Here is a 23,771-nt window from a genome sequence, read left to right as displayed (position 1 = left end):
CTCAGCGGGTGGTGGCGGTGAGGGCGTCCACGGACATGCCGGGCAGCGGGTCGCCGTAGACGGAGCCGACCAGGGCGGTCAGCGTGTCACCGCGCTCCGTCTGGCGCAGCAGCTCGCTGACGGCGGCCAGCAGGCGCCGCGCCTCGTCCACCGGTGGGCCGCCGCGCAGCGCCCGCGCGGCGAGTTCGGAGGCGGCGACGGCGACCTCGGTGGCGAGCCGGCGGGCGTCGTCGGCCGCCTCGGCGGCGTGCACCTCAAGCAACTGCCGTGGCTCCAGCAGTCGTTGGGTGAACTCACCGCCCGCCGTGCCGGGCATGGGCGGCGACTCGGCGTTCGGCATCGGCGGCTTCGCGCGACGCACGGCGCCGGTCCGCGCGGACCGCGCCTGCCGCGAGGGCCGGGCGGCTCGTGACGTGCGGTTCGGGGGGATGGTGGCACGGCTGACGGACCAGACGGTCACGCAGACCATCACACCGAGACGACGACCGCTAACACCACCGACTGCCAGAGCATCGGGCTCGGGTTCATCTCGTGCTGCCTCCTCGGCGCTCGGGAACGTGAGTCCCCCGTCCCCTCTGGTCCGTCCGCGCCGAACGGCGCCGAGACCGCCGCCCGCACGGCGACCGGCAGCGCGCCGAGGGCGCGCGGTCGAACAGGGCGCCGACCGCGCGCGACCCGGTCGTCAGCGCAGCCGCGCCGCCACGGTGCCGAACGAGTGCGGTGGGAGGGTGAGCCGCAGCCCGCCCTCGGCCGTCCGCGCGACGTCGTCGAACGGACGCGCCGCCACCGCCTCCGGGTCGTCGCCCGTGTTGTGTGCCTGGAGCCGGTCGGCGGTCAGGAGCCGGGCGTTCGGCTCGCCGACGACCCCGCCGCGCAGGTCGAGGGTGATCTCGGTGGCCTGTTCGGCGTCGAGGTTGGTCAGCGAGACCAGCACTTCGCCGTCCCGGACGCTGGCCGAGACCGACAGCGTCTCCAACTCCCCGTCCCCGACCGGCCGTCGGGTGCCCGCGGTGCGCAGGTGGACGGCGAGCGAGGTGGCGTCCTGGTGCCGCTTGTTCATCTCGAAGACGTGGTAGGTCGGGGTCTTCACCAGCCGCTCGCCGTCGGTCAGCACCATCGCCTGCAGGACGTTCACGGTCTGCGCGATGTTGGCCATCACCAGCCGGTCGGCGTGCCGGTGGAAGACGTCGAAGTGGGTGCTGGCCACCAGTGCGTCACGCAGCGTGTTCTGCTGGTAGAGGAAACCCGGGTTGGTGCCCGGCTCCACGTCCCACCAGGTGCCCCACTCGTCCAGCACCAGACCCACCCGCCGGCCCGGGTCGTAGCAGTCCATCACCGCCGAGTGGCCGGCGATCAGCCGGTCCACGCGCCGGGCCGCGACCATCGTCCGGTAGTAGTCCTCGACGCCGAAGTCGGTGGCGCTGCCCTTCGCCTCCCAGGGGCCGGCCAGCGTGTAGTAGTGGAAGGACAGGCCCTGGAAGAAGTTCTTCGGGGTGGCCTCGCAGCCGAAGCAGCTGATCTGCTTCATCAGCGTCTCGGTCCAGGCGTAGTCGTCGTCGGCCGCGCCCGACGCGATCCGGTACAGCTTGTTGTCCCCGTGGTCCCGGCAGTAGGTGGCGTACTGGCGGGCCAGGTCGGCGTAGTACTCGGCGCGCATGTTGCCGCCGCAGCCCCAGGTCTCGTTGCCAAGACCCCAGAACCGCACCCGCCACGGCTCCTCCCGGCCGTTCTCCTTCCGCAGCCGCACCATCGGGCTGTCGCCGTCCCGGGTGAGGTACTCCACCCACTCACTCATCTCCTGCACCGTGCCGGAACCAATGTTGCCGCTGATGTACGGCTCGGCGCCCAGCAGTTCACACAGGGCCATGAACTCGTGTGTGCCGAAGTGGTTGTTCTCCTCGACGTTCCCCCAGTGGGTGTTCACCATCCTCGGCCGGCCCTCCTTGGGGCCGATGCCGTCCCTCCAGTGGTACTCGTCGGCGAAGCAGCCACCGGGCCAGCGCAGGTTGGGGATGTCCAGGGCGCGCAGCGCCTCGACGACGTCCAGCCTGATGCCGCCCTCGTTGGGGATCGGCGAGTCCTCGCCCACGTAGAAACCCCCGTAGACGCAGTGCCCCAGGTGCTCGGCGAAGTGGCCGTAGAGGTGGCGGCTGATCGTGGGGCCCTCGATGTCGAGGTTGATGATGGCGGTGGCGGTGCGCTCCGTCATGGGGAACACCCAGGCCTTTCGTGATCGGTTTCGGCTCGGCGGTGGCTAAGGCAGTGGCTAAGGCGGTGGATAAGGCGGTGGATAAGGCGGTGGATAAGGCGGTGGATAAGGCGGTGGATAATCGGCCCATGGCGCCGAGAGTGACGATGAGCGAGGTCGCGAAGGTCGCCGGCGTCTCGGTGATGACCGTGTCCAACGTCGTCAACGGCCACCGCTACGTCAGCGACGCCACCAGGGACCGGGTGTTGGAGGCCATCGACCGGCTCGGCTACCGGGTCAACGTGGCCGCCCGCAACCTGCGGTCGGGCAGCACCGGGATCATCGGGCTCGCCGTGCCCGACATCGACGCGCCGTACTTCGGGCAGCTCGCCGCGCTGCTCACCAGGCGCGCCACGCGCCTCGGCTACCAGATCGTGGTCGAGCAGACCGGCGCGACCCGGGAGAGCGAGCTCAGCGCGCTGACCCACTCGCGGCTGCGGATGTACGACGGGCTGATCATCAGCACCGTGGGCCTGGGCAACGAGGACGCCGAGCAACTGCGCTCCGAGTTCCCCGTGGTGGCGCTCGGCGAGCGGATCACCGGCGCCGGCGCGCTCGACCACGTGGCGATGGCCAACGTGGCGGGCGCCCAGGACGCCACCCGGCACCTGATCGAGCGCGGCTGCCGCCGGATCGCGGTGCTCGGCGGCTCGCTCGACGCCGGGGTCAACGCCGGCTCGCTGCGCACCGCGGGCTACCGGCGGGCGCTGGTCGAGGCGGGGCTGCCGTGGCGCGAGGAGCTCGTGCTCGAGCAGGCGTTCACGCTGGCGGGCGGCGCGGCCGGGGTGCGGGCACTGGTCGGGGCTGGCATCGCGTTCGACGGCCTGGTGTGCATGACGGACATGCTGGCGCTCGGCGCGCTGCGCGCCCTGGCCGACCACGGCCTTGAGGTGCCAGGGGACGTGCGGGTGATCGGCTTCGACGACATCGAGCAGGCGGCCTACTCGGTGCCCTCGCTCTCCACCATCGCGCCCGGCCACTCGGAGATGGCCGACGCGGCGCTGCGGCTGCTCACCGAGCGGATCGCCGGCCGCCGGGACGAGAGCGCCTTCGAGGAGTTCGTCGGTCCACACCGGCTGGTCGTGCGCGAGTCCACCGGCGGCTGACGGCCGCGCCTGGCGGCGCACCGCCGGGCCGCCGTACGCGCCGCCGCTCCCCCGACCGCGTCCCACGCGCTTCCTCCCCCGACCTGGGCCTTTTATCGATACAGGAAGATCGCACGCGTATGCCCGGGTGTCAAGGCTCGCGCCGCCCGACGTACGGTGACGGCCGGCGATCGTTGAGGGAGGGCGACATCGAAGCGGATGAGGCGCTGCTCGTGCTGGACGGCGTCAGCCGCAGCCACGGGGAGCGGCAGGTGCTGCGGCCGCTGGATCTGACGCTGGCGCCCGGCGAGGCCGTGGCGCTGCTCGGGCACAACGGCTCCGGCAAGTCGACGCTGTTGCGGCTGGCCGCCGGCCGGGACCAGCCCACCACGGGGCGGGTGCTCTTCGCCGGCGCGCCGATGGACGAGGACGACCCGGTGGTGCGCGCCCGGGTGGCCGTCGTCGGCGACGCGCTCACCTGCTACCCCGACCTGACCGTGCGGCAGCACCTGGAGTTGGTGGCCGTCGGGCACGCGGTCCCCGACGGCGAGGCGGCGGTCGACGCGGCGCTCGCCGCGCACAGCCTCGCCGAGCGCGCCGGGGCGCTGACCGCGGAGCTCTCCTCTGGCCAGCTCCAGGAGCTGCTACTGGCCGCCGCGCTGCTGCGCCCCCGGGAGCTGCTGCTGCTCGACGAGCCCGAGCAGCGGCTCGACCCGGCCGCCAGGGAGCGCCTCGCGCGGGCCATGACCGAGCGGCGCGAGTCCGGCGTCACCCTGCTGTTCGCCACCCACCACCGGGAGTTGGCGCGGGCGGTCGCGGACCGGGTGCTGCTGCTCGACAACGGCAACGTGGTGGCCGAGGGCACGCCCGAGCGGGTGCTCCCCTCGTGACGGCGGTCGGGTCGAGGTCGGGGGCGGGTCTTGTGGTGACGGAGCGCGCCGCGCTCGACTGGCTGCGGGCCAGGCGCGGCGCCGGCCGGCTCCGGCGGGCCGGCTACACCGCGTACGTCACGACCCTGCTGTTCGGCACCTGGGCCGGGACGTACGGCTTCGGGCTGCTGCTGTCGATCGAGCGTGGCGGGGCCTTCGTCGAGCAGGCGGACCGGATCGCGGCCGGGCTGCCGTACGGGCTTGTGGCCCTGTCGCTCGTCGCGCTGGCCCTGGTGGCGGTGGACGCCGTGTGGCGTGGCCCCGTGGTGCTGCCGCGCCACGACGCGGACTGGCTGCTGCCCATGCCGGTGCCGCGCTGGCCGCTGCTGCGGCCCTGGCTGCTGCTGTCGTCCGGGGTGCTGCTACTGGCCGGCCTGGCGGCCGGCGTCGGCACCGCGCTGGTGCTCGCGGCGGCCGGTCTCGGCGGCCTCGGCGAGTTGCTCGCGGCCTGCTGGCCGCCGGCCTGCGGGATGGCGCTGCTGGCCGTCGGGGTGGCGGTGGCGGTGCAACGGCTGCCGGCCGCCGGTCGGTTGGCGCGCCGGCTCGCCGTGCCGGCGCTTGGCCTCGCCGGGGTGTTCTGCTGGCTGGCGGTGACGGCCGGGGAGCGGCCGCCGCCCGGCTGGGTCGAGGACGCCGCGCTGTGGTCGGGCCCCTGGGGCTGGGCCGGCCAGCCGGCGCTGGCGGCGGCCGGCCTCGGCGCGCCGCACTGGCCGGTCGCGGCGGCGCTGCTCGGCGGGTGCGCGGTGGCGGCGCTGCTTCCGGTGCGGCGTCTGGTGACCACGATGCCGGCGGCGACGCTGCGCGCCAGGTCGCGGGCGGTGTGGCAGGTGTCGGCCGCGGCGCTGGCGTTGGAGCCGCGCGCGGTGCGGCTCGCGCTGGCCGGCGCGTCCGGCGGCGGCGCGGGCTTCCCGCGGCTGGCGCGCTGGCGTCGGAGGCTACGGCCGCCGCGCTCGCGCCGGCTCGCGGTGCCGTGGCGCGACGCGGTCGGGCTGCTGGCCGAGCCGCGCCGCCTCGGCGCGGCGGCGGCGCTGCTGGCGGCGGCCGGCGTGTTCCTCAGGCCCGGAACGGTCGTGGCGACCGCGCTGGCCGCCGCGCTCGGCTACGCGGCGGCCGGCCGGCTGCTGGAACCGGCCCGCCTCGACGCGGAGGATCCGCGCCGCGCCCGACTGTGGTGGTCGGGCACGGCGGCCGGCCTCGCCCTCCGCCACACGCTGACCCCGGGCGCGGCGCTGCTCGCGCTCGGGCTGCCGGTCGGCCTCGCGTGCGGCACCCTGCCGGCGCTGCTCGCCGCGGTCCCGGTCCTGGTGGCCGCCGGCCTGGTGGCGGCCCACCAGGCGCCCCCGCCGACGTGGCTGCCGGTGGCGGTCTCCGCCGCGTGGCGGCTGGCGGCCCCGCTCGCCGCCGTCGCAGGCCTGACGCTCGCCCTCTCACTCGCCGACGCCTGGTCGACGCTGGCCGCCTGCGCGGCGCTGACCACGGCACTGCTGCGCCGGGCGACGCACCGGCGATCCGTCTGAGCGCTCAGCAGGCGCCGGCCCGCACCGACGTGGACAGCGTCACCCGGACGATGCTTCGCGCGGCCTCGCGTGCCAGCTCCTCGTCAACGTACGGCGGCAGGTCGTCGATCGACGGGGGTGAGTCCGCGACCCGCTCGTCGATCAGCAGGCACACGGGGTGCTCGCCCTCGGTGTTGGTGATGGTGAACGCCGCGCCGTTCTCCTCGACGAGCAGGTCGGGGCCGAGCGCCCGCTCGATGTCCACGGCGTCATGGCCGGGTTCCGTCGCGAGCCGCTGGTTCCCGTCGACCGCATCGGCCGCGCGCTCGGCCGCGGCGCGCACCTCCTCGGCGGACGCCTCGGCCGGCTCGTCGTCGAAGTCGTCGGCGCGGTCCAGCACGTACCAGCCGCCGAGCAGCATGATCACCGCTGCCACCCCCTGCGCGACGCGCCCGTAGCGGAAGGCCTGGTCGGACGGCGTGAGCGCCCTTTGAGCGGCCGCGTCGGAATCGCGGTACCACCGCGGTCCGTGCTCGAAGAGCCGCCGCGGGCCGATCAGGGTCAGCACCCCGAACGCCGCGGCCAGGGCGAAGAACGTCACGGCGTACCAGACCATCCGTCTCTCCCCTCGCGCGTGCCCGCCGGGGTGCCCGGTGTCCGACGATCACCACCTGGTACAGGCTACGGACCACCGCCCGGGAGGGGTGCCCGTGCGCGGGGCGGAGACTGGCCCGCTGGTCCGTGCGACCGAGGACCTGGCCGGCGGAAAACCGGTTGTCCGTGGCCGGCGGCGACGTGATGATCGCGCGGTGGCCAGGACGAGGATGCACGCGGACGAGATCGAGACCGATCCGGCGCTGGTGAGCCGGCTGCTCGCCGGGCAGTTCCCGCGCTGGGCGGAGCTGCCGGTCCGGCTGGTGGAGTCGTGCGGCACCGACCACGACGTCTACCGCGTCGGCGAGCGGCTCTCGGTCCGGCTGCCGCGCATCGGCTGGGCGGAGGGCCAGGCGGCCAAAGAGGCCGAGTGGCTGCCGAGGCTGGCCCCGCACCTGCCGCTCGCCGTGCCCGTGCCGCTGGTATCGGGCGCCCGGCCGAGGGCTATCCGTTCGCCTGGTCGGTGCACGAGTGGCTGCCCGGCGAGAGAGCCGACGGCGCGCTGGAGGATCCGGCGCGGGCCGCCGTCGAGCTGGCCCGTTTCATCCGCGCCCTGCGCCGGGTGGACACGACGGGCGCGCACCCCCGCCCGACGGGCGCGCGGGGCGCGCCGCTTGCCGAGCTCGACGAGGGGGTGCGCCGCGCCGTCGCCGATCTCGGCGACCGGATCGACGGCCGCGCGACACTGCGCTCCTGGGAGGAGTCCCTGTCCGCCCCGGCCTGGTCGGGCAAGGAGGTGTGGGTGCACGGCGACCTGCTGCCCGGCAACCTGCTGGTGGTCGACGGCCGGCTGTCGGCCGTCATCGACTTCGGCGGGCTGAACGTCGGCGACCCCGCCTGCGACCTCCAACCGGCGTGGCACCTGTTCGCCGCCGAGGGCCGCCGGCGCTTCCGCGGCGAGGTCGGCACCGACGACGCCAGTTGGCTGCGCGGCCGCGGCTGGGCCCTCGCCCAGGCGGTGATCGCCATGCCGTACTACTGGGACACCAACCCGGGCATCGTCCGCCAGAGCCGGCACGCGCTCCGGGAGGTCCTGGCGGACGGCGCGACGGCGCCCGTGCTGCGCCGCGCCGAACCGCACGAGGCCGACGCGCTCACCGCGTTGACGCGCCGTTCCAAGGCGCACTGGGGCTATCCGCCGGACGTGCTCGACCGGTGGCGGAGCCTGCTGACGGTCACCGCCGAGTCCATCAGGGACGACCACGTCGTGGTCGCCGAGCGGGACGGCGTCCTGCTCGGCTACTACGGGCTGCGCGGCGAGGCACCCGAGGGCGAGTTGGCCGACCTGTTCCTCGACCCGCCGGTCATCGGCACCGGACTCGGCCGCACGCTGTTCGAGCACGCGGTGGCGTCGGCCCGTGAGCGCGGCTTTCGCTCCCTGACCTGGGAGTTGGATCCGAACGCCGAGCCGTTCTACCGCCATCTGGGCGCCGAGCGGATCGGCGGGCGCGAGGTGGCGCCGGGGCGGGTGCTGCCGATCATGCGGGTCGCCCTGGCCGGGTCCTGAGAGAGGGAAGTTCGAGCTCACGGCCGGTCAGTCACCGCCCGGGCTAGGGCCTGGGACGGAGCCGGCCGGCCAGCGTCGTGCCGAGTGTGGCGAGCACCGCGGTGAGGGCGAAGGTGGCGAGCAGCGCGGCCCTGGTCTCGTCCGTCCCTTCACCGGCGAAGGCGACGGCGGCGCCGCCGAGTCCGGCCAGCACGGCGGTGGCCAGGGTCTGGGCGAGTTGGAGGGCGGCGCTGACCTCGCCCTGGCGGTCCAGCGCCTGTTCGAGGGTGTCGGTGGTCGAGGCGTTGAAGGCCATGCCCATGCCGAGGCCGCCGATGGCCCAGCCGAGCGTGGCGAGGTGCGCGGGGACGGCGTCGGACAGCATGGCGACGCCGATGAGCAGCACGCCGGCCAGCAGCCCGCCGAAACCGAGCGCCACGTCGCGGGCGCGGGTGGTGCCCGTCCCGTCCCGGCGGGCTTGGAGGGCCGCGCCGGCCACCCAGCTGATGGCGCCCACCGACAGGCCGAGGCTGGCCTCGGTGACGCTCAGTCCCCTGACCTCCTGGAGGCCGAGCGGCAGGTACGTCTCGCTGCCGAAGTAGACGGCGCACAGCAGCGCGCGGATGACGATGCCGGACCCGATGCCGCGCCTGGCCGTCAGGGTTCCCTCCGGGGTGACCCGGCGCAGCGCCGGGATCGCGACGGCAAGGCCGGCGGCGGCGAGGAGGGTGAGCGGGAGGAGTTCGTCGAGCAGCAGGGCCTGGAGGAAGAGGGCGGTGCCCAGGGTGAGGGCGACGGCGGCCACCAGCGGACCGCGCTCGCGGCTGGCCGGCGCCCCGCTGCCGCCGGGGAGGGCCGGGAGGACGAGCAGGGCGGCGACGGCGACCAGCGGGGGTATCAGCAGGAAGACGGCGCGCCAGCTGGTGTGGTCGGCCAGGGTGCCGGCGAGGACCGGGCCGACCAGCGAGGGCACGGTCCAGGCCGAGGAGAGCAACGCGTACATCCTGGGCCTGAGGTGTTCCGGGTAGGTCAGGCCGATGGCGGTGTAGGCCATGGCCATGATGGCTCCGACGCCCAGGCCCTGGACGAACCGGCCGAGCAGGAAGAGCGGCCAGCTGGTGGCGGCCCCGGCCAGGGCGCAGCCGGCGGCGAAGGTCAGCAGGCCGACAGCCATGGGGCGTCGGGCGCCGCCGCGGTCGGCCGCGCGGCCGGCGAGCACGGTGCCGAGGATGTTGGCGAGCATCAGGGCGGACAGGCCCCAGCCGTAGGCGCCGAGCCCGTCGAGGCGCCGGGCGACCTCGGGCAGGACGGTCGCCACGCCGAGGGACTCGAAGGCGACGGTGCCGACGGACAGGACGACACCGACCGTGAGCGCGCGGTGCGGTGGGGCGAAGACGCTCTCCCGCGTCGGCTCGCCGGTTCGCTGGGACATGGGACCCCTCTCCAGATATCATTCCGTTCCGAGACGGAACGATATAGGAGTCTACCTATAGTGGTCACATGTCCAAGTCCTCGACCAGCGCCGAGAGCCGCGCCGGCCGGCCCCGCGACGAACGCATCGACGCGGCCGTCCCCCGGGCGGTGCTGGAGCTCCTCAACGAGTCCGGCTACGGCCGGCTCACCCTGGAGGCGGTGGCCAACCGCGCCGGCACCAGCAAGCCGGCGCTACGCCGCCGCTGGCGCTCCCGGCAACACCTGGTGGTGGACGCGCTCGCCACCACCATCGGCACCGAGCCGACCCCCGACACCGGCTGCACGCACTGCGACCTCATCGCCGGCATCGGCACCCTGACCCGGGCCTTCACCACCGAGGTCAGCCGCCGGGCGCTGCCCGCCCTGGTGGCCGACCTCGCCGACGACCCCGAGCTCGCGTCGGCCTTCCTCGACCGCTTCTTCCATCCTCGCCGGGCCTCGACGGCCCAGGCCCTGCGGCGCGGCATCGACCGCGGCGACATCCGCCCGGACGCGGACGTCGACCTGTTGCTCGACATGCTGGCCGCGACCACCTACTACCGCGCCCTCTTCGACCACCTGCCGATCACCGAGGACCTGGCGGAACAGGTCGTCGACATCGTCCTCTCCGGCGTCGCCACGGACCGCTGGCGCGAGCGCCGGCACGGCGAGGCGGCCTCGCCCGGTCCCTCCGGGGACTTCACCACCGGACACACGTGAGACCGTCCGCCAGCCGCTGCTCGGTGGTGAGCCGGCAGCGCGGACGGGTTCCGCGTGAGCCCGCGAGCGAGCACCGGCGGCGCAGCCGCCCCTGGTGCCCGCCGAGCGGCCGGGACCCACGGCCTGGGCCAGCCCGCACGGCGTGCCCCCGGGCGTCGCCGGGCCCGGCTCTCCTTCCCCTCGCCGGCCCTACCCGGCCCGTGGCCGGGCCGGGTAGGGCGGCCACGCCCGCCCCGTCACGCCCGGCGCTTGCCGGCTCCCGGGCGGGTCACGCGGAAGGCGATGAACGCCAGCAGCGCGAGGGCGACGACGACCAGCACCACCCTGGAGTAGACGGAGACCAGCTCGGAGACGCGCTCCCAGTCCTCGCCGAGGCGGTAGCCGGCCAGCACGAACAGCGAGTTCCAGATGGCGCTGCCCAACGTGGTGAGCAGCAGGAACGTGGAGACCCGCATCTTCTCGACGCCGGCCGGCACGGAGATCAGGCTGCGGAAGATGGGGATCATCCGGCCGAAGAAGACGGCCTTGGCGCCGTGCTTGGCGAACCAGGCCTCCGTCTTCTCGATGTCCGAGATCTTGACCAGCGGCAGCTTGGCGGCGACGGCGATCAGCCGGTCGCGGCCGAGCAGCGCGCCGACCCAGTAGAGCGCCATCGCGCCCACGACCGAGCCGATGGTGGTCCACACCAGTGCGGCCCACAGGCTCATGTTCCCCTGGCTCGCGGTGAAGCCGGCCAGCGGCAGGATCACCTCGCTCGGCAGCGGGGGGAACAGGTTCTCCAGGGCGATGGCGGCGCCGGCGCCGGGGGCGCCGAGCGCCTCCATCATGTCGGTGGCCCAGCCGGCTATGCCGCCGAGCTCCTCAGCCGAGTCGTCCGAGGCCGCCAGTAACACGGGTGCGGTGGATAGGATCACAGTAAAGACCGTACAAAATACGGTGGGCGTCCCGTGATGCGGGCCGCCCCAAAACCGAGGTGCGGAAAACCGCAGTACGGCGGGCCAGTCCCGCCGGTTAGCGTGACGGCTTGACTTCCTCCCCCGCCCGAAGGCGGAAGTTCCTTCGGCTCGCGCCGTGGGATTTTCTGCTTCGTCGCCGACTGCCCGCCCGGAGTGCTCCGTTGAGGTCTTACACCGGCTCCACAGACCGTCACCGCCAGCCCGGCGGCCTTGAGGTTACGCGCCGCGTTCACGTCCCGGTCATGAACGACGCCCTGCGCCGCTGGCTCCGCGCGGTGGCCGGGCTGGCCGCGGGCGGCGCGACCGGCCTCGCCGCGCTCCCCCTCACGCTGCTCGCCGCCGTGACCATGCTGCCGCCGCTGCCTCCGTGGCGCCGGCGTGTGATGGCCGGCGCGGGGTGGCTGGCGAATCTGGAACGGGCCCGGCTGGCGCGGTTCCTCGGCGCTCCGGCCCCGACCGGGGCGGCGGGCCCGGGCGCCCTCGGCTATGTCGCGGCGCGACTTGGCCTGGCCGTGCTCGGGGTGCTGGTGCTGGCGGTGCTCCTGGTGGGCGCCGGCTACGCGTCGTTGCTGCTGTGGCTGTGGTTCCTGGTTCCCCCCGACAGGGCCTTCACGGTGGTCTACACGGGGTTCGGCGGCGTGCTGCTGCTGTTCCTCGCGGCCCACGGGGTGTTCGCCGTCTCGGCGCTCGAGGTCCAGCTGGCGCGGCGGTTCTTCGGGCCGAGCACGCAGCAGGCGATGCAGCGGCGGATCGACGAGCTCGCGTCCAGCAGGGCCGGCGTGGTGGAGGCCGTGCACGACGAGCGGCGGCGGATCGAGCGGGACCTGCACGACGGCGTCCAGCAGCGGCTCGTGGCGCTCGGCATGCTGCTCGGCCGCGCCCGCCGGCACGGCGGCAACGCGGACGAACTGCTGGCGCAGGCCGTGGGCGAGACCCGACAGGCGCTCGCGGAGCTGCGCGAGGTGGCCTGGCGGGTCTATCCAGCGGTGCTCGACGAGGCAGGGCTCGCCGCCGCGCTCGAGTCGGTCGCGGAGCGCGCGCCGCTGCCGGTCACCGTGGAGTACGCGGTGCCGGAGCCGGCGCCGCGTACCGTGGAGACGGTGGCGTACTTCGTGGTGTCGGAGGCGGTGACGAACGCCGTGAAGCACTCCGGCGCCGGGCGCGTGACGGTCCGTCTTGAGCGGTCCGGGGGCCGGCTGACGGTGACGGTCGGGGACGACGGTAAGGGCGGCGCCGACCCGGGCGGCGGCGGGCTCACCGGCCTGGCCCGCCGGGTGGCGGCGCTGGACGGGCTGCTCGGCGTGGACAGCCCGCCCGGCGGTCCGACGACGATCAGAGCGGAGCTGCCGTGCGCGTGATGCTGGCGGACGACTCGACGCTGCTGCGCGAGGGTCTGGTGCGGCTGCTGACCGAGGAGGGCCACGAGGTGACGGCCTCCGTGGGGGACGGCGAGGCGCTGCTCGCGGCCGTCGACCGGGACCCGCCGGACGTGGCCGTCGTCGACGTGCGGATGCCACCGACCCACACCGACGAGGGGCTGCGGGCGGCGTTGGAGATCCGCGCGCGCCGGCCCCAGGTCGGGGTGCTCGTGCTCTCGCAGTACGTGGAACGGCGGTTCGCCGCCGAACTGTTGGGCGGCGGGCCGGAGGGCGGCGTCGGCTACCTGCTCAAGGACCGGGTGGTCGAGGTGGACGAGTTCCTCGACGCGCTCGCCCGGGTGGGTGCCGGCCGCACCGCCTTCGACCCGGAGGTGGTGCGGCGGCTGCTGGCCCGCAGCACGCACGTGGACCCGCTCGGCCGGCTGACGCCGCGGGAGCGCGACGTGCTGCGCGAGATGGCCGAGGGGCACACCAACTCGGCCATCGCCGAACGTCTCTTCGTCTCCCGCAGCGCCGTCGAGAAGCACATCAACGCGATCTTCGACAAGCTGGAGCTGCACGGCGGCACCGGCTACAGCCGCCGGGTGCTCGCCGTGCTGCGCTATCTCGACTCCTGAAACGATTTCGGCGATGTGCGCCGTTTTCGGCGCGTTGCGTCGGGTACGTGCAGGAGTTCAGAAGCCCGGGCGCCGCCAAGGGCGACATCGGGCGATCGGACCGACGACCAAGTCCCGGAAAGGATCGCGACATGTACGCCTGGTGCCTGGTGGCGGGCATGATCGGCTACACCCTCTGTTCCCTGGCCGCCGCCCGCGCCGCCTTCGCCGTGCAACGAGCCCGGCTGATCGAACAGGAGCCCCTGTGGCACCACGACCAGGACCCGGTGGAGAGCTTCGAGAGCCACGACAGGTCGAGCGCCGCCACGGGCGCGTTGCTCTTCGGAATCGCGTGGCCGGTGACCGTGCCGGGGTACTGTGTCTACCGCTGCGCCACCTTCGTGATCACCGCGCGTCCGCGACCGACCGACCACGAGCGCGAGCGCCGCGCCCAGCAACTCCAGCGGCGAATCCGCGAGCTCGAACAGTCGCTTGACCTGCCGTCACTCGACGATCGGCCCGACGATCCGACCGCGAGGAGGGCTGACACGACTCACGTTCCATCCGATGGCGCGCAACCACGCGTCACCCCCTGAAGGTCTATGTCGGCATGAAGATCTCCTTCCTCCTCCATAACGGTTATGGGATCGGGGGAACCATCAAGACCACGTTCAACCTCGCCGAGGCGCTGGCCGAGCGGCACGACGTCGAGATCATCTCGGTGTTCCGGCACCGGAAGGTGCCCAACTTCGCCCTCGACGAGCGGGTTCGGATGCGGCACCTCGTCGACCTGCGCACGGAGAAGGAGCACCCGCGGCACGTGCGACCCGCCCGGGTGTTCCCCGCCTCGGAGTACCGCTACGGGCAGTACAGCGAGCTGACGGACGAGCGGATCGAGGAGTGCCTGGCGTCGCTCACCTCGGACGTCGTCATCGGCACCCGCCCCGGCCTGAACGTGCACCTGGCGCTGCAGGGCCCGCGCTCCGCGGTGCGGATCGGGCAGGAGCATCTGACGCTGAAGACCCATCCGCCGGCGCTGCGCAACGAGTTGCGCAGGGCCTACCCGCGGCTCGACGGGATCACCACCGTCACCGAGGCGGACGCCGACGCCTACCGGACCCGGATGCGGCTGCCCGGGGTGCGGCTGATGGCGCTGCCCAACAGCATTCCCGAGCCGGGGATCCCGCCGGCCGACGGCAACGCGAAGATCGTGGTGGCGGCCGGCCGTCTCGTGCGCTCCAAGCGGCACGAGCTGCTGGTGCGCGCCTTCGCGCGCGTGGCGGCCGAGCGGCCCGACTGGCAGCTGCGGATCTACGGCAGAGGCGACCAGGAGGAGCCGCTGCGCGAGCTGATCAACGAGCTCGGGCTCTACAACAACGCCTTCCTGATGGGCAAGGCGACGCCGATGGACGGCGAGTGGGTCAAGGCCTCGATCGCGACGGTCACCTCGAGCTTCGAGCCGTTCGGGATGACGATCGTGGAGGCGATGCGCAGCGGCCTGCCGGTGGTCAGCACCGACTGCGAGTACGGCCCCGCCGAGATCATCAGGGACGGCGAGGACGGCCGTCTCGTGCCGGTGGGCGACGAGGAGGCGCTGGCCGGGGCGCTGCTCGACCTGATCAGGGACGACGAGCTGCGGCACCGGATGCGTGCCGCCGCCCTGGAGAACTCGCGGCGCTACGACCCGGTGCCGGTGGTGGTACAGGCCGAGGGCCTCTTCGAGGAGCTGCTCGAGCGCAGGCGTTCGGTGCGCGGCAGGCTGCGGTTCCTGGTGCCGGCCCCGGTGCACGTGGCGCACACGGTGCGGGACCTGGCGATGGCGGCGGCCATCACCACGGTGCGGGGTCTGCGGAAGGTGCGGCGATGAGCGAGACGGCGACCGGGGTGCTTGAGGAGACCCCGCACGCGGACTGCCGGGTGACGGCCGACGGGGTGCTGACGCTGGACCTGGCGCTGCCGCCGCTGACGGCGCCGCCGAGCCTTGAGCTGCGGCTGCGGACGAAGGACGGCGAGCCGACACGGCACGCGCTGCCGGTGGAGTCGGCGGGCGCGGACGGCCGTTGGCGCGCGGTGCTCGGTGCCGAACCGGTGCTCGCCGAGGGTCGGTGGGACCTCTACCTGCGGGTCGCGTCGGACGGGGAGTGGCGGCGCGTGGCGCCCGGCGTGCGGGATTTGCGCGCGCTGCTTGACCAGGAACCGGCGGCCGTCGACGGCCCGTTGGCGGTGCGGGTGCCGTACCGCACCAAGGACGGCTGGTTCGCCGTCCGCGCCTGGCTGCGGCCGGCGCTGGCCGAGGCGGGCCCGATCACGGTGTCGCCCGAGGGCTCGATGACGGTGCGGGCGCGGCTGGTCGGCGCGGAGCTCCGCCGCGGCGCCGCGGCGGTGGTGAAGCTGCGCGGCGGCGGCAAGAAGGGCCCCGTCCGGAAGGCCGAGTTGCGCGACGAGGGCGCCGGGGCGTTCTCGTTCACCGTGCCGTACGCGGAGCTGCTCGGCGTGGCGGCGGAGGGCCAGACGGCCTTCTGGGACGTCACCGTCCGCCCGGCGACCAAGGCACCCCGGGTGCGGGTGGCGCGGCTGCTCGACGACATCGCCGACAAGAAGGCGGTGTTCGTCTACCCGGCGTCGAAGCTGGCGGAGGCGACCGTCCAGCCGTACTACACGGTCGACAACGACCTGGCGATCCGCGTGGATTACGAGAGGGCCTGACCGGCCCGGCTGACGCTGCGGCGGCTACGCCCGGGGCCCGGTCCAGGAGTCGGCGAGCCGGCAGAGGTCGTCGAGCGCGGCCGTGACGCGCTCGCGCTCCCCGGTGATGAGCAGGTCGGCCTGGAGGCCCGCGTAGGCGTTGTTGAGGAGGGTGGCCCTGACCAGGGCGTCCACCGGGTCGAGGCCGCGCAGTTCGAGCGCGCGGGCGACGAAGCGGGCGCGGCCGGCGACGAAGGCGGGCGGGTGCCCGGTGAGCCGGCCGGCGGCCGCCAGCCCCTCGATCTCCTGGACAAGGCGGGTCCTCGGCAGTTCGTCCTCGCCGAGGTGCCGGTCCCAGGCGTCCCGGACGATCGCGCCGATGCCGACGGCCGGGTCGGCCCAGCCGGGGGTGGCGGCCAGGGCCTGGTGCTGCCGCTCGTCGAGCCGGTCGAGGACGGCGCGCAGCAGGGCGTCCTTGTCCGCGAAGTGGTGGGTGAGCACCCGGGTCGAGCGGCCGAGGGCGGCGGCCAGGGTGCGCAGCGAGAACGCGGCGACGCCGGTCTCGGCGAGCCGCTCGATGACGTCGTCGACGAGCCGCTGGCGCCGCGCGGGATCGGCGGTCCTCGGCACGCGCTCAGCCCCTCAGGAACGCGCGGATCGCCGCGGCGACGCCGGCCGGGTCCTCGTCGTGCACCCAGTGGCCGCGGCCGGGGAAGGCCGCGAGCCGGGTGTCGGGGCGGCGCGCCGCCATCTCCTTCGCCTGCGCCGTGGGCAGCACGGTGGAGTCCTCGCCGTGCACCAGCAGCGCGGGGCAGTCGGAGCCGAGCCAGTCCGACCACCAGTCGCCGAGCAGCGCCCGCTGGGAGCGCAGCAGGGTCTCGGGGTCGAACAACAGCCCCCAGCCGTCCGGGTGTTCGGCCGCGCTCTCCAGGAAGTAGTCGGCGAAGGGGCCGATCCGCTCGGTCAGGAGCGCGCGCAGCTCCCGCAGGCTGGCGGCGCGCCGTGGCCAGTCGCGGGCGTCGAGGACGGGCGGCTCGTTCCTCGCCGGCCCTTCGATGACGACGAGGCGGCTCACCAGTTCCGGGTGGTGGGCGGCGAGCCGGTAGGCGACGGAGCCCCCCATGGAGTGGCCGAGCACCGGCAGCGGCCCCGGGCCGAGGTGGCCGGAGAGGAATGCGGCGACGTCGGCGAGGTACGCGTCGGGGCGCACGTCGGCGACGGGCGCGGCGCTGCCGTGGGCGCGCTGTTCGAGGGCGATCACGCGGTGCGCCGGCGCGAGCTCGGCGGCGAGCGCCGCCCAGCCGCGGGCGCGGCCGAAGTGGCCGTGCAGCGCGAGCAGCGGCGCGCCGGGGCCGCCGAAGTCCACGTAGGAGAGGGCGTAGGAGGGGTCATAGGAAAGGTCATAGGAAGGGCCATAGGAAGGGCCAGCACCGCGGACGGTGACGGGGTGCGTGGTGGCCATGATCCATAAGGGTAACAGTCGTTACCCTTATGGTCGACCGGATGCCGGACGCGCCCGAACGCGGTTCCATGGGAGGAGGGCGCCGACCGGGAGGAGACACCGGGATGCTGTACGACGACCGGATCGCGGCGGGGCGCCGTCTGGCGCGCGAGCTGGCGGGGCTGCGGAATCGGGACGTGGTGGTCCTCGGGCTCCCCAGAGGCGGGGTGCCGGTGGCCGCCGAGGCGGCCCAGGCGCTCGGCGCCCCGCTCGACGTCGCCGTGGTGCGCAAGCTGGGCGTGCCGTTCCAGCCCGAGCTGGCCATGGGCGCCATCGGCGAGGACGGCGCACGGGTGCTCAACGAGGACGTCGTGCGCACCGTCCGCGTCTCGGACACCGAGCTGTCCGAGGTGGAGGCGGCCGAGCGGGTCGAGCTCGACCGGCGGGCGCGGAAGTACCGGGGCGGCGGCGGACGCGTCTCGCTGACCGGCCGCACCGCCGTCGTCGTCGACGACGGCATCGCCACCGGCGCCACCGCGCGCGCCGCCTGCCGCTCGGCGCGGGCGCGCGGCGCGGAGCGGGTGGTGCTCGCGGTGCCGGTCGCGCCGCGCGACTGGCGCCGGCGGATCGGCGACGACGCGGACGAGTTCGTCTGCCCCGAGACGCCGGCCGAGTTCGCTGCCGTCGGCCAGTTCTACGGGGCCTTCGAGCAGACCAGCGACGCCGAGGTGGTCGCCTGCCTGCGAGGCGGCGACCGTCGCGCGGTGACCATCGACGCGGGCGACGGCGTGCGGCTGACCGGCGAGCTGACGCTCCCCGAGGGCGCGCGGAGCGTCGTCGTCTTCGCCCACGGCAGCGGCAGCAGCCGGCTCAGCCCGCGCAACCGCTTCGTCGCCGACGCGCTCAGCGGCGCCGGCCTCGGCACCCTGCTGTTCGACCTGCTGACACCGCGGGAGGAACCCGACCGGGCCAACGTCTTCGACATCGGCCTGCTCGCGTCCCGGCTGCGGCACGCCACGAACGCCGTGCCGGACGACCTGGCGGTCGGCTACTTCGGCGCCAGCACCGGCGCGGCCGCCGCGCTCTGGGCCGCCGCCGAACCCGACTCCCGCGCCACGGCCGTCGTCTCCCGCGGCGGCCGGCCCGACCTGGCCGGCGCCCGCCTCTCCGCCGTCACCGCCCCCACGCTCCTCATCGTCGGCGGCTCCGACCCGGAGGTGCTCGAACTGAACCGCTCGGCGCGGGAGTCGCTGCGCGGCGAGAGCCGGCTGTCGGTGGTGCCGGGCGCGACGCACCTCTTCGAGGAGCCAGGCGCGCTCTCCGAGGTGGCGGAACTCGCCCGCGACTGGTTCCTCGACCACCTGCGGCCACGGGACCACTAGCGCGCCCGCTTCGCGCGGGCCGCGCCAGTGTCCACGAGGCGTCATCGGTCGGCGTGGGCCAGGCGGCCCTGGTAGGGCGGTCAGGACGCTCACGCCGTACCGCACGCGGCCGGGAGCAGGCCGAGGCGAGCGCGGCCCCGAGCGGCAGCCCGGCCTGCCGGACGCCCATCGCGAAGCCCCGCTGCGCCGCGTCGAACCAGGACGCCACCGAAGGGCTCTTGACACGTTCCCCGGTCCGGTGCCAGGGTTTCGGCGGCTGATCAGACGTCTGATGTCAGATGTGTCTCCGCGTCGCCCAACGGAGGGCCCCCGTCATGTCCATCCCTGACGATCTCGCCGAGCAGCTGCTCAACGCCATCGTCGACGGCGTCCACCCGCCCGGGTCGACGCTGCCGCCGGAGGCCGAGCTGGCCGAGGCGGCCGGCGTCAGCCGGCTGACCGTGCGGGAGGCCGTGAAGCACCTGCGCGCGCAGAACGTGGTACGCGTCGTCCGAGGCCGCGGTACCTACGTGAACCCGCCCGACCGGTGGACCGCGCTGGCCCCCGTGGTCAAGGCCGCCTCGCGCTCCACGGGCGCCGGCCTCTCCGAGGCACTGATCGAGGCCAGGCGGCTCATCGAGAACGGCGCCGCCGAGCTCGCCGCCCGCCGCCGGACCGAGGACGACCTGGTCGAGCTCAGCGAGCATCTCGCCACCATGCGGGAGGCCGCCGAGGCCGGCGACACCGAGCAGTTCGTCCAGGCCGACATCGACTTCCACGACGTCGTGCTGCGCGCCTCGGGCAACCTCTTCGTCCCGCTGCTCCTCGAGCCCTTCGGCTCGCTGCTGGCCCAGGGCCGCCGGGAGACCTCGGCCGTCCCGCAGATCAGGGCCAACGCCATCGACCGCCACCAGACCGTGCTCGACGCGCTTGCCACCGGCGACCCCGAGCTGGCCAGGCGGGCGATGGACGCCCACATGCACCAGACCGCGAACGACCTGCGCACCCACGTGCGCAGCAAGCCGGAACAGCCCTGACCGACGCCCCGACGGGAACCGCACCATGCCCCACCCGACCCCAGAACAGGACGTCCTGGGCGGCCTGCCGCCCGTGCGCCCGATATCCGCGGCCCAGGTCGCGGACCGGATCGCCGGCGGCCCCCGGCTCGTCGTACTGGACGACGACCCCACCGGCACCCAGACCGTCGCCGACGTCCCGGTCCTCACCTCCTGGGCCGTGGACGACCTGCGCTGGGCGCTACGCCAGCCGGGCACCGCGTTCTTCGTCCTCACCAACACCCGCAGCCTCGGCCCCGCCGACGCGGCCGAGCGCAACCGTCAGGTGGTCAGGGCGCTGCGCGCCGCCGCCGAGGCGGAGGGCGGCGTCCGCTACGTGCTGGCCAGTCGCGGCGACTCCACCCTGCGCGGCCACTTCCCGCTGGAGACCGACGTGCTCGCCGAGGAACTCGGCGGCGCCGACGGCACGATCCTCGTCCCCGCCTACGTCGAGGCCGGTCGGCTCACCGTCGGCGGCACGCACTGGATGCGGGTGGACGGCGGCCTGCTGCCGGTCGGTGGGAGCGAGTTCGCGCGGGACGCCACCTTCGGCTACCGCAGCTCGGCGCTCCCCGACTGGGTCGAGGAGAAGACCGCGGGCCGCGTCCGCGCCGCAGAGGTGCTCACCATCACCCTCGACGACCTGCGCGTCGGCGGCCCGACACACACCGCGGACCTGCTCCGCACCCTGCACGACGGCGCCACCGCCGTGGTGGACGCCGTACGAGACGACGATCTGCGCGTCCTGGCGCTCGCCCTCGCCGAGGCCGAGGAGGCCGGCTCCCGACTCCTCTACCGGGTCGGGCCCTCGTTCGTCAGGGCCCGCGCGGGACAGGCCGGCCGGCCCCCGCTCACCCCGGACACGCTGCCCCGGCCGGCCGGCGCCGCACCGCACGGGCTGATCGCGATCGGCTCCCACGTCTCCCTCACCACACGGCAGTTGGCCCGACTCCGGCAACGCGGCGGGATCGCCGAGTTCGAACTCGAGGTCGGCACGCTGCTCGACGCCGAGCGCCGCGACACGCACGTGGCCGACGTCGCCGCCGCCGCGGCCGCCGCCCTCGAACACGCCGACGCCGTCATCCACACCAGCCGCACCCTCGTCACCGCCGTCGACGCGGACGCCAGCCTCGACATCGCGCGCCGCGTCTCGGCGGCCCTGGTCGAGACGGTCCGGCAGGTCAACGCCGCCCGCAGGCCCGCCTTCGTGGTGGCCAAGGGCGGCATCACCTCGAGCGACATCGCCACCGAGGGACTCGGCATCGACCGCGCCTGGGCCCGCGGCACGCTGCTGCCCGGCATCGTCTCGCTCTGGCAGCCCGTCGCGGGCCCGGCCGCCAACACCCCCTACGTCGTCTTCGCCGGCAACGTCGGCACCGACGACGCCCTCGCCGACGCCGTCGACCTGCTCAGGAGCGCCGCCCCGTGCTGATGTCCGGAACCGAGGCCCTGAAGCGGGCCGCCGCCGAGGGCCACGCCCTGCCAGGGTTCGTCGCCTACAACCTGGAGACCGTCCAGGGCATCACGGCCGCCGCCGAGACCGCCGGCCGCCCGGCGCTGATCCAGGCCGGTTCGAGCCCCTTCAGGCACGCCGGCCGGGACGCGCTGATGCGGCTCGCCCTCGACGCCGCCGCCACGTCCAGCGCGCCGCTCGGCGTCCACCTCGACCACAGCCACGACCTGGACGAGATCACCGCCTGCCTGCGCGCCGGCTACACCTCCGTGATGGTCGACGGCTCGCACCTGCCGTTCGCGGAGAACGTGGCGCTCACCCGCGAGGCCGCCCGCCGAGCCCACGAGCACGGTGCCTGGATCGAGGCCGAGTTGGGCGCGATCGCCGGCGACGAGGACGTGTCGACCGACGCGGACGCGCGCGGCGCCGCCATGACCGACCCCGAGCAGGCCGCCGAGTTCACCGCCGCCACCGGCGTCGACGCGCTGGCCGTCGCCGTCGGCAACGTGCACGGCTTCACCAGCGAACCGGTCCGCCTCGACCTCGACCGCCTCGCCGCCATCCACCGCGCCGTGCCCGTGCCGCTGGTGCTGCACGGCGCGAGCGGCCTCCCCGAGGAGGAGCTGCGCGGCGCGCTCGCCCGCGGCGTCGCCAAGGTCAACGTCAACGCCGAGCTGCGCCGCGCCTATCTGACCGCCGTCCGCGACCGGCTGCCCGACGCCCTGCCGGGCTCCGACGCCGTCGCCGTCTGGGCGGCTGGACGCGACGCGGTCACCGACGCGGCGCTGCGCGTCATCCGCCGGCTCTCCCCCGCCTCCTGAACCGTCACTCCCACCTTCTGGAGGACCGTCATGCACTCTGCCACCCCTCGCGTCGCCGTGCTCGGCCTGGGCGCCATGGGCCTGCCCATGGCCCGCCGGCTCGTCACCCGACTGCCCGTCAGCGTCTACGACGTCGCCGGCGACCGCCGCGCCCTGCTGGCCGGCGACGGCGCCCGGGACGCCGCCTCCCCCGCCGACGCCGCCCGCGACGCCGACCTCGTGCTGGTCGCGGTCCGCGACCGCGACCAACTCGACGCCGCGCTGTTCGGCCCCGACGGCGCCGCCGCCACGCTGCGTCCCGGCGCCGTCGTCATCCTCACCAGCACGGTCGGCCCGGACGCGGCCCGGGAGACCGCGGAGCGGCTGGCGGAGGCCAGCGCGCTGACCGTGGACGCGCCGGTCAGCGGCGGCCCGGTGCGCGCCGGCGAGGGCGACCTGCTCATCGTCGTCGGCGGCCCCGAGGCGGCGCTCGACGCCGCCCGCCCGGCCCTCGACCTGCTGGCCTCCACGCTCACCGTGGTCGGCCCGCGCCCCGGCGACGGGCAGGCGCTCAAGGCCATCAACCAGCTCCTCGCCGGCGTGCACATCGCCGCCGCCGCCGAGGCCATCGCGCTCGCCCGCGGGCTCGGCCTCGACCCGGCCACCGTGGTGGAGAGCCTGCGGCACGGCGCCGCCGGCTCGTTCATGTTCGCCGACCGGGGCCCACGCATGGTCGAGACCTACGCCGAGGGCCGCGACCCCGAGGTGAGGTCGCGTCTCGACATCTTCGTCAAGGACATGGGAATCGTGACCGGCATCGCCAAGTCGGCCCACGTACCGGTGCCGCTGGCCGCCGCGGCCGAGCAGCTCTACCTGCTGGGCGAGCGCGCCGGCCTCGGCGCCCGCGACGACTCATCCGTGGTGACCGTCCTCTCGCCGAGAGGGGCCCCGGGCGATGAGTGACACCGGCCTGTTGCTCACGACCGCGGCCTGACTAGCCGTCCGAGCCCCCAGCCGAGGGCGGTACCTCGACGACGAAGAACAGGAAGCAGATTTTGGTCGAGAGGTCATGGAAGTCGTCGGGGAACAGCTCACGGGCGGCCGGATCGGGTTGCGGCTCGCTGATGACGGCAAGGCGGAAGCCAGCGGTGGTGAAGGCATCGGTCATCGCGTGCAACGGCCTGCGCCAGAACCTCATCGGGAAGGACCGTCCGTTGAACGTCCATTCATCGGTATAGCTGGTGGTCGCGTGGTAGTTGGGCCGAGGCTCCTGGATCGCGTAGTCCACGAAAGGGTGCTGCACCGACGCGATCAGTCGGCCACCGGGCCTGAGCACTCGCCGCAACTCGGCCAGCGTCGGCCCCCAGTCCTCCAGGTAGTGCAGCACCAGCGACGCGACCACGTCGTCGAACGCACCGTCGGCGAACGGCAGGCGGCCGTTCAGGTCGACCACGTGCGGGGCCGCGCCGTCACCGAGCCGCCGCCTCGCCAGCGCCAGCATCCCGGCGCTGGCGTCGATCCCGGTGACGACCGCACCGCGGTCGCGCAGTGCGGCGGACAGGGGGCCCGAGCCGCAGCCGGCGTCCAGGATCCGACGGCCGGCCACGTCTCCGGCGAGGGCCAACATCGCGGGCCGCTCGTAGTACGCGTTCAGGATGTTGTTCTCGTTTTCCGCCGAGTACGCCGCGGCGAAGCTGTCGTAGTCATTCGCCTGGACCGGACCCGCAGGCCGGACGAGACTCTCGGGCACGTCGGTTATGCGTTCCATCGTCGCAGCCTGGTACTCCCGTCCCAGTTCGCTGTTCCCGCTGGTCAGAAGCGTTTTTGAGCGTGTGGCCACCGCGCCGGGTGTGAGTCAGTCGCGGATGCTCAGCCGCCAGGAGTCGCCGGATCGGCGATCTCGCTCGGCCTGGCGGTGCCGGGTGCGGCCCGGCCGCGCGCGAGCCCGGGCCGCAGGCCCACCCCCGCGCGAGGG

General features: G+C 74.5%; 23 protein-coding genes and 2 pseudogenes. 16 read left to right on the top strand and 9 right to left on the bottom strand.

Translation table 11 applies throughout. The annotated features are described in order from the left end of the window. Nucleotide 1: 1 nt before the first annotated feature. Nucleotides 2-340 carry a hypothetical protein gene (locus E1265_RS14180; RefSeq protein WP_165953748.1) on the bottom strand — a complete coding sequence of 113 codons (339 nt, stop codon included), beginning with the start codon at nt 338-340 and terminating at the stop codon, nt 2-4. 342 nt (nt 341-682) lie between these two features. Beyond that, the gene (locus E1265_RS14175) at nt 683-2,209 is read right to left on the bottom strand and encodes an alpha-L-arabinofuranosidase C-terminal domain-containing protein (protein ID WP_132930657.1); all 1,527 of its coding nucleotides are present in this window, start codon (nt 2,207-2,209) and stop codon (nt 683-685) included. 128 nt (nt 2,210-2,337) lie between these two features. Here E1265_RS14175 and E1265_RS14170 point away from each other — a divergent pair, with 128 nt between their 5' ends. From E1265_RS14170 to E1265_RS14160, 3 genes are all read left to right on the top strand, one after another. Continuing rightward, nucleotides 2,338-3,354 carry a LacI family DNA-binding transcriptional regulator gene (locus E1265_RS14170; RefSeq protein ID WP_243740774.1) on the top strand — a complete coding sequence of 339 codons (1,017 nt, stop codon included), beginning with the start codon at nt 2,338-2,340 and terminating at the stop codon, nt 3,352-3,354. 173 nt (nt 3,355-3,527) lie between these two features. Next, nucleotides 3,528-4,223, top strand: coding sequence for an ATP-binding cassette domain-containing protein (locus E1265_RS14165; protein ID WP_243740773.1), 696 nt, complete (start codon nt 3,528-3,530; stop codon nt 4,221-4,223). Nucleotides 4,224-4,258: 35 nt separating this feature from the next. Further along, nucleotides 4,259-5,779 carry a hypothetical protein gene (locus E1265_RS14160; protein WP_132930655.1) on the top strand — a complete coding sequence of 507 codons (1,521 nt, stop codon included), beginning with the start codon at nt 4,259-4,261 and terminating at the stop codon, nt 5,777-5,779. A gap of 4 nt (nt 5,780-5,783) precedes the next feature. On the opposite strand, the gene E1265_RS14155 is transcribed toward E1265_RS14160, so the two are convergent. After that, complete coding sequence (locus E1265_RS14155; protein WP_132930654.1) at nt 5,784-6,374, bottom strand: hypothetical protein; 591 nt, start codon at nt 6,372-6,374, stop codon at nt 5,784-5,786. Nucleotides 6,375-6,582: 208 nt separating this feature from the next. Here E1265_RS14155 and E1265_RS14150 point away from each other — a divergent pair. After that, nucleotides 6,583-7,454, top strand: a pseudogene (locus E1265_RS14150) (aminoglycoside phosphotransferase family protein); the annotation flags it as partial. 15 nt (nt 7,455-7,469) lie between these two features. Then, nucleotides 7,470-7,919 (top strand): GNAT family N-acetyltransferase, encoded by a 450-nt coding sequence (locus tag E1265_RS39005; RefSeq protein ID WP_243740776.1) that lies wholly within the window; start codon nt 7,470-7,472, stop codon nt 7,917-7,919. Between the two features lie 43 nt (nt 7,920-7,962). On the opposite strand, the gene E1265_RS14145 is transcribed toward E1265_RS39005, so the two are convergent. Beyond that, entirely contained in the window at nt 7,963-9,330 is a 1,368-nt protein-coding gene (locus E1265_RS14145) for an MFS transporter (RefSeq protein ID WP_132930653.1), read from the bottom strand. Between the two features lie 68 nt (nt 9,331-9,398). Between E1265_RS14145 and E1265_RS14140 the strand changes: the two genes are divergently transcribed. After that, on the top strand, nt 9,399-10,070 hold the full coding sequence (locus E1265_RS14140) for a TetR/AcrR family transcriptional regulator (protein WP_132930652.1): 672 nt from the start codon (nt 9,399-9,401) through the stop codon (nt 10,068-10,070). Between the two features lie 236 nt (nt 10,071-10,306). Here E1265_RS14140 and E1265_RS14135 read toward each other — a convergent pair whose 3' ends face one another. Further along, nucleotides 10,307-10,897 (bottom strand): DedA family protein, encoded by a 591-nt coding sequence (locus E1265_RS14135; protein ID WP_132930662.1) that lies wholly within the window; start codon nt 10,895-10,897, stop codon nt 10,307-10,309. Between the two features lie 233 nt (nt 10,898-11,130). Then, a pseudogene (locus tag E1265_RS39000) lies at nt 11,131-11,271 on the bottom strand (RNA-guided endonuclease TnpB family protein); the annotation flags it as partial. Here E1265_RS39000 and E1265_RS14125 point away from each other — a divergent pair. The 5 genes from E1265_RS14125 (at nt 11,269) to E1265_RS14105 (ending at nt 15,707) form a co-directional block, all read left to right on the top strand. After that, nucleotides 11,269-12,384, top strand: coding sequence for a histidine kinase (locus E1265_RS14125; protein ID WP_132930651.1), 1,116 nt, complete (start codon nt 11,269-11,271; stop codon nt 12,382-12,384). The pseudogene E1265_RS39000 and the gene E1265_RS14125 sit on opposite strands and share 3 nt — an antisense overlap. After that, nucleotides 12,375-13,022, top strand: a complete 648-nt coding sequence (locus tag E1265_RS14120; RefSeq protein WP_165953747.1) for a response regulator transcription factor — start codon at nt 12,375-12,377, stop codon at nt 13,020-13,022. The genes E1265_RS14125 and E1265_RS14120 overlap by 10 nt, the downstream gene beginning before the upstream one ends. Before the next feature lie 131 nt (nt 13,023-13,153). Further along, nucleotides 13,154-13,597 carry a hypothetical protein gene (locus E1265_RS14115; protein WP_132930650.1) on the top strand — a complete coding sequence of 148 codons (444 nt, stop codon included), beginning with the start codon at nt 13,154-13,156 and terminating at the stop codon, nt 13,595-13,597. A 14-nt stretch (nt 13,598-13,611) separates the two neighbouring features. Next, nucleotides 13,612-14,868 carry a glycosyltransferase family 4 protein gene (locus E1265_RS14110; RefSeq protein WP_132930649.1) on the top strand — a complete coding sequence of 419 codons (1,257 nt, stop codon included), beginning with the start codon at nt 13,612-13,614 and terminating at the stop codon, nt 14,866-14,868. Beyond that, on the top strand, nt 14,865-15,707 hold the full coding sequence (locus E1265_RS14105; protein WP_243740772.1) for a hypothetical protein: 843 nt from the start codon (nt 14,865-14,867) through the stop codon (nt 15,705-15,707). Before E1265_RS14110 ends, E1265_RS14105 begins: the two co-directional genes overlap by 4 nt. Before the next feature lie 24 nt (nt 15,708-15,731). Here E1265_RS14105 and E1265_RS14100 read toward each other — a convergent pair whose 3' ends face one another. Continuing rightward, the gene (locus E1265_RS14100) at nt 15,732-16,316 is read right to left on the bottom strand and encodes a TetR/AcrR family transcriptional regulator (protein WP_132930648.1); all 585 of its coding nucleotides are present in this window, start codon (nt 16,314-16,316) and stop codon (nt 15,732-15,734) included. A gap of 4 nt (nt 16,317-16,320) precedes the next feature. Continuing rightward, nucleotides 16,321-17,148 (bottom strand): alpha/beta hydrolase, encoded by an 828-nt coding sequence (locus E1265_RS14095; protein WP_132930647.1) that lies wholly within the window; start codon nt 17,146-17,148, stop codon nt 16,321-16,323. Between the two features lie 104 nt (nt 17,149-17,252). Here E1265_RS14095 and E1265_RS14090 point away from each other — a divergent pair, with 104 nt between their 5' ends. The 5 genes from E1265_RS14090 to E1265_RS14070 all read left to right on the top strand — a co-directional run bounded on the left by E1265_RS14090 (nt 17,253) and on the right by E1265_RS14070 (nt 22,759). Further along, nucleotides 17,253-18,509 (top strand): phosphoribosyltransferase family protein, encoded by a 1,257-nt coding sequence (locus E1265_RS14090; protein ID WP_132930646.1) that lies wholly within the window; start codon nt 17,253-17,255, stop codon nt 18,507-18,509. 314 nt (nt 18,510-18,823) lie between these two features. Continuing rightward, nucleotides 18,824-19,525 carry a FadR/GntR family transcriptional regulator gene (locus tag E1265_RS14085; RefSeq protein ID WP_132930645.1) on the top strand — a complete coding sequence of 234 codons (702 nt, stop codon included), beginning with the start codon at nt 18,824-18,826 and terminating at the stop codon, nt 19,523-19,525. A gap of 25 nt (nt 19,526-19,550) precedes the next feature. Continuing rightward, nucleotides 19,551-20,975 carry a four-carbon acid sugar kinase family protein gene (locus tag E1265_RS14080; protein WP_132930644.1) on the top strand — a complete coding sequence of 475 codons (1,425 nt, stop codon included), beginning with the start codon at nt 19,551-19,553 and terminating at the stop codon, nt 20,973-20,975. Further along, nucleotides 20,975-21,817, top strand: coding sequence for a class II fructose-bisphosphate aldolase (locus E1265_RS14075; RefSeq protein ID WP_243740775.1), 843 nt, complete (start codon nt 20,975-20,977; stop codon nt 21,815-21,817). The genes E1265_RS14080 and E1265_RS14075 overlap by 1 nt, the downstream gene beginning before the upstream one ends. A 30-nt stretch (nt 21,818-21,847) precedes the next feature. After that, nucleotides 21,848-22,759 (top strand): NAD(P)-dependent oxidoreductase, encoded by a 912-nt coding sequence (locus E1265_RS14070; RefSeq protein WP_132930642.1) that lies wholly within the window; start codon nt 21,848-21,850, stop codon nt 22,757-22,759. A gap of 31 nt (nt 22,760-22,790) precedes the next feature. Here the strand turns inward: E1265_RS14070 and E1265_RS14065 are convergent, their stop codons facing one another. After that, the gene (locus tag E1265_RS14065) at nt 22,791-23,564 is read right to left on the bottom strand and encodes a class I SAM-dependent methyltransferase (protein ID WP_132930659.1); all 774 of its coding nucleotides are present in this window, start codon (nt 23,562-23,564) and stop codon (nt 22,791-22,793) included. Between the last annotated feature and the right edge of the window lie 207 nt (nt 23,565-23,771).

Origin of the sequence: Streptomyces sp. 8K308, from assembly GCF_004348315.1 — a bacterium.
Lineage (GTDB): Bacteria > Actinomycetota > Actinomycetes > Streptomycetales > Streptomycetaceae > Streptomyces.
This window is presented reverse-complemented; position numbering and strand designations above follow the sequence as displayed.

What these genes read in the sequence shown, in the direction of transcription:
- E1265_RS14125 (WP_132930651.1), top strand. Translation starts at nt 11,269, where the DNA reads ATGAACGACGCCCTGCGCCGCTGGCTCCGCGCGGTGGCCGGGCTGGCC.
- E1265_RS14075 (WP_243740775.1), top strand. Translation starts at nt 20,975, where the DNA reads ATGTCCGGAACCGAGGCCCTGAAGCGGGCCGCCGCCGAGGGCCACGCC.
- E1265_RS14170 (WP_243740774.1), top strand. Translation starts at nt 2,338, where the DNA reads ATGGCGCCGAGAGTGACGATGAGCGAGGTCGCGAAGGTCGCCGGCGTC.
- E1265_RS14175 (WP_132930657.1), bottom strand. Translation starts at nt 2,209, where the DNA reads ATGACGGAGCGCACCGCCACCGCCATCATCAACCTCGACATCGAGGGC.
- E1265_RS14105 (WP_243740772.1), top strand. Translation starts at nt 14,865, where the DNA reads ATGAGCGAGACGGCGACCGGGGTGCTTGAGGAGACCCCGCACGCGGAC.
- E1265_RS14065 (WP_132930659.1), bottom strand. Translation starts at nt 23,564, where the DNA reads ATGGAACGCATAACCGACGTGCCCGAGAGTCTCGTCCGGCCTGCGGGT.
- E1265_RS14110 (WP_132930649.1), top strand. Translation starts at nt 13,612, where the DNA reads ATGAAGATCTCCTTCCTCCTCCATAACGGTTATGGGATCGGGGGAACC.
- E1265_RS14155 (WP_132930654.1), bottom strand. Translation starts at nt 6,374, where the DNA reads ATGGTCTGGTACGCCGTGACGTTCTTCGCCCTGGCCGCGGCGTTCGGG.
- E1265_RS14090 (WP_132930646.1), top strand. Translation starts at nt 17,253, where the DNA reads ATGCTGTACGACGACCGGATCGCGGCGGGGCGCCGTCTGGCGCGCGAG.
- E1265_RS14140 (WP_132930652.1), top strand. Translation starts at nt 9,399, where the DNA reads ATGTCCAAGTCCTCGACCAGCGCCGAGAGCCGCGCCGGCCGGCCCCGC.
- E1265_RS14070 (WP_132930642.1), top strand. Translation starts at nt 21,848, where the DNA reads ATGCACTCTGCCACCCCTCGCGTCGCCGTGCTCGGCCTGGGCGCCATG.
- E1265_RS14115 (WP_132930650.1), top strand. Translation starts at nt 13,154, where the DNA reads ATGTACGCCTGGTGCCTGGTGGCGGGCATGATCGGCTACACCCTCTGT.
- E1265_RS14080 (WP_132930644.1), top strand. Translation starts at nt 19,551, where the DNA reads ATGCCCCACCCGACCCCAGAACAGGACGTCCTGGGCGGCCTGCCGCCC.
- E1265_RS14145 (WP_132930653.1), bottom strand. Translation starts at nt 9,330, where the DNA reads ATGTCCCAGCGAACCGGCGAGCCGACGCGGGAGAGCGTCTTCGCCCCA.
- E1265_RS14135 (WP_132930662.1), bottom strand. Translation starts at nt 10,897, where the DNA reads ATGATGGAGGCGCTCGGCGCCCCCGGCGCCGGCGCCGCCATCGCCCTG.
- E1265_RS14085 (WP_132930645.1), top strand. Translation starts at nt 18,824, where the DNA reads ATGTCCATCCCTGACGATCTCGCCGAGCAGCTGCTCAACGCCATCGTC.
- E1265_RS14180 (WP_165953748.1), bottom strand. Translation starts at nt 340, where the DNA reads ATGCCGAACGCCGAGTCGCCGCCCATGCCCGGCACGGCGGGCGGTGAG.
- E1265_RS14095 (WP_132930647.1), bottom strand. Translation starts at nt 17,148, where the DNA reads ATGGCCACCACGCACCCCGTCACCGTCCGCGGTGCTGGCCCTTCCTAT.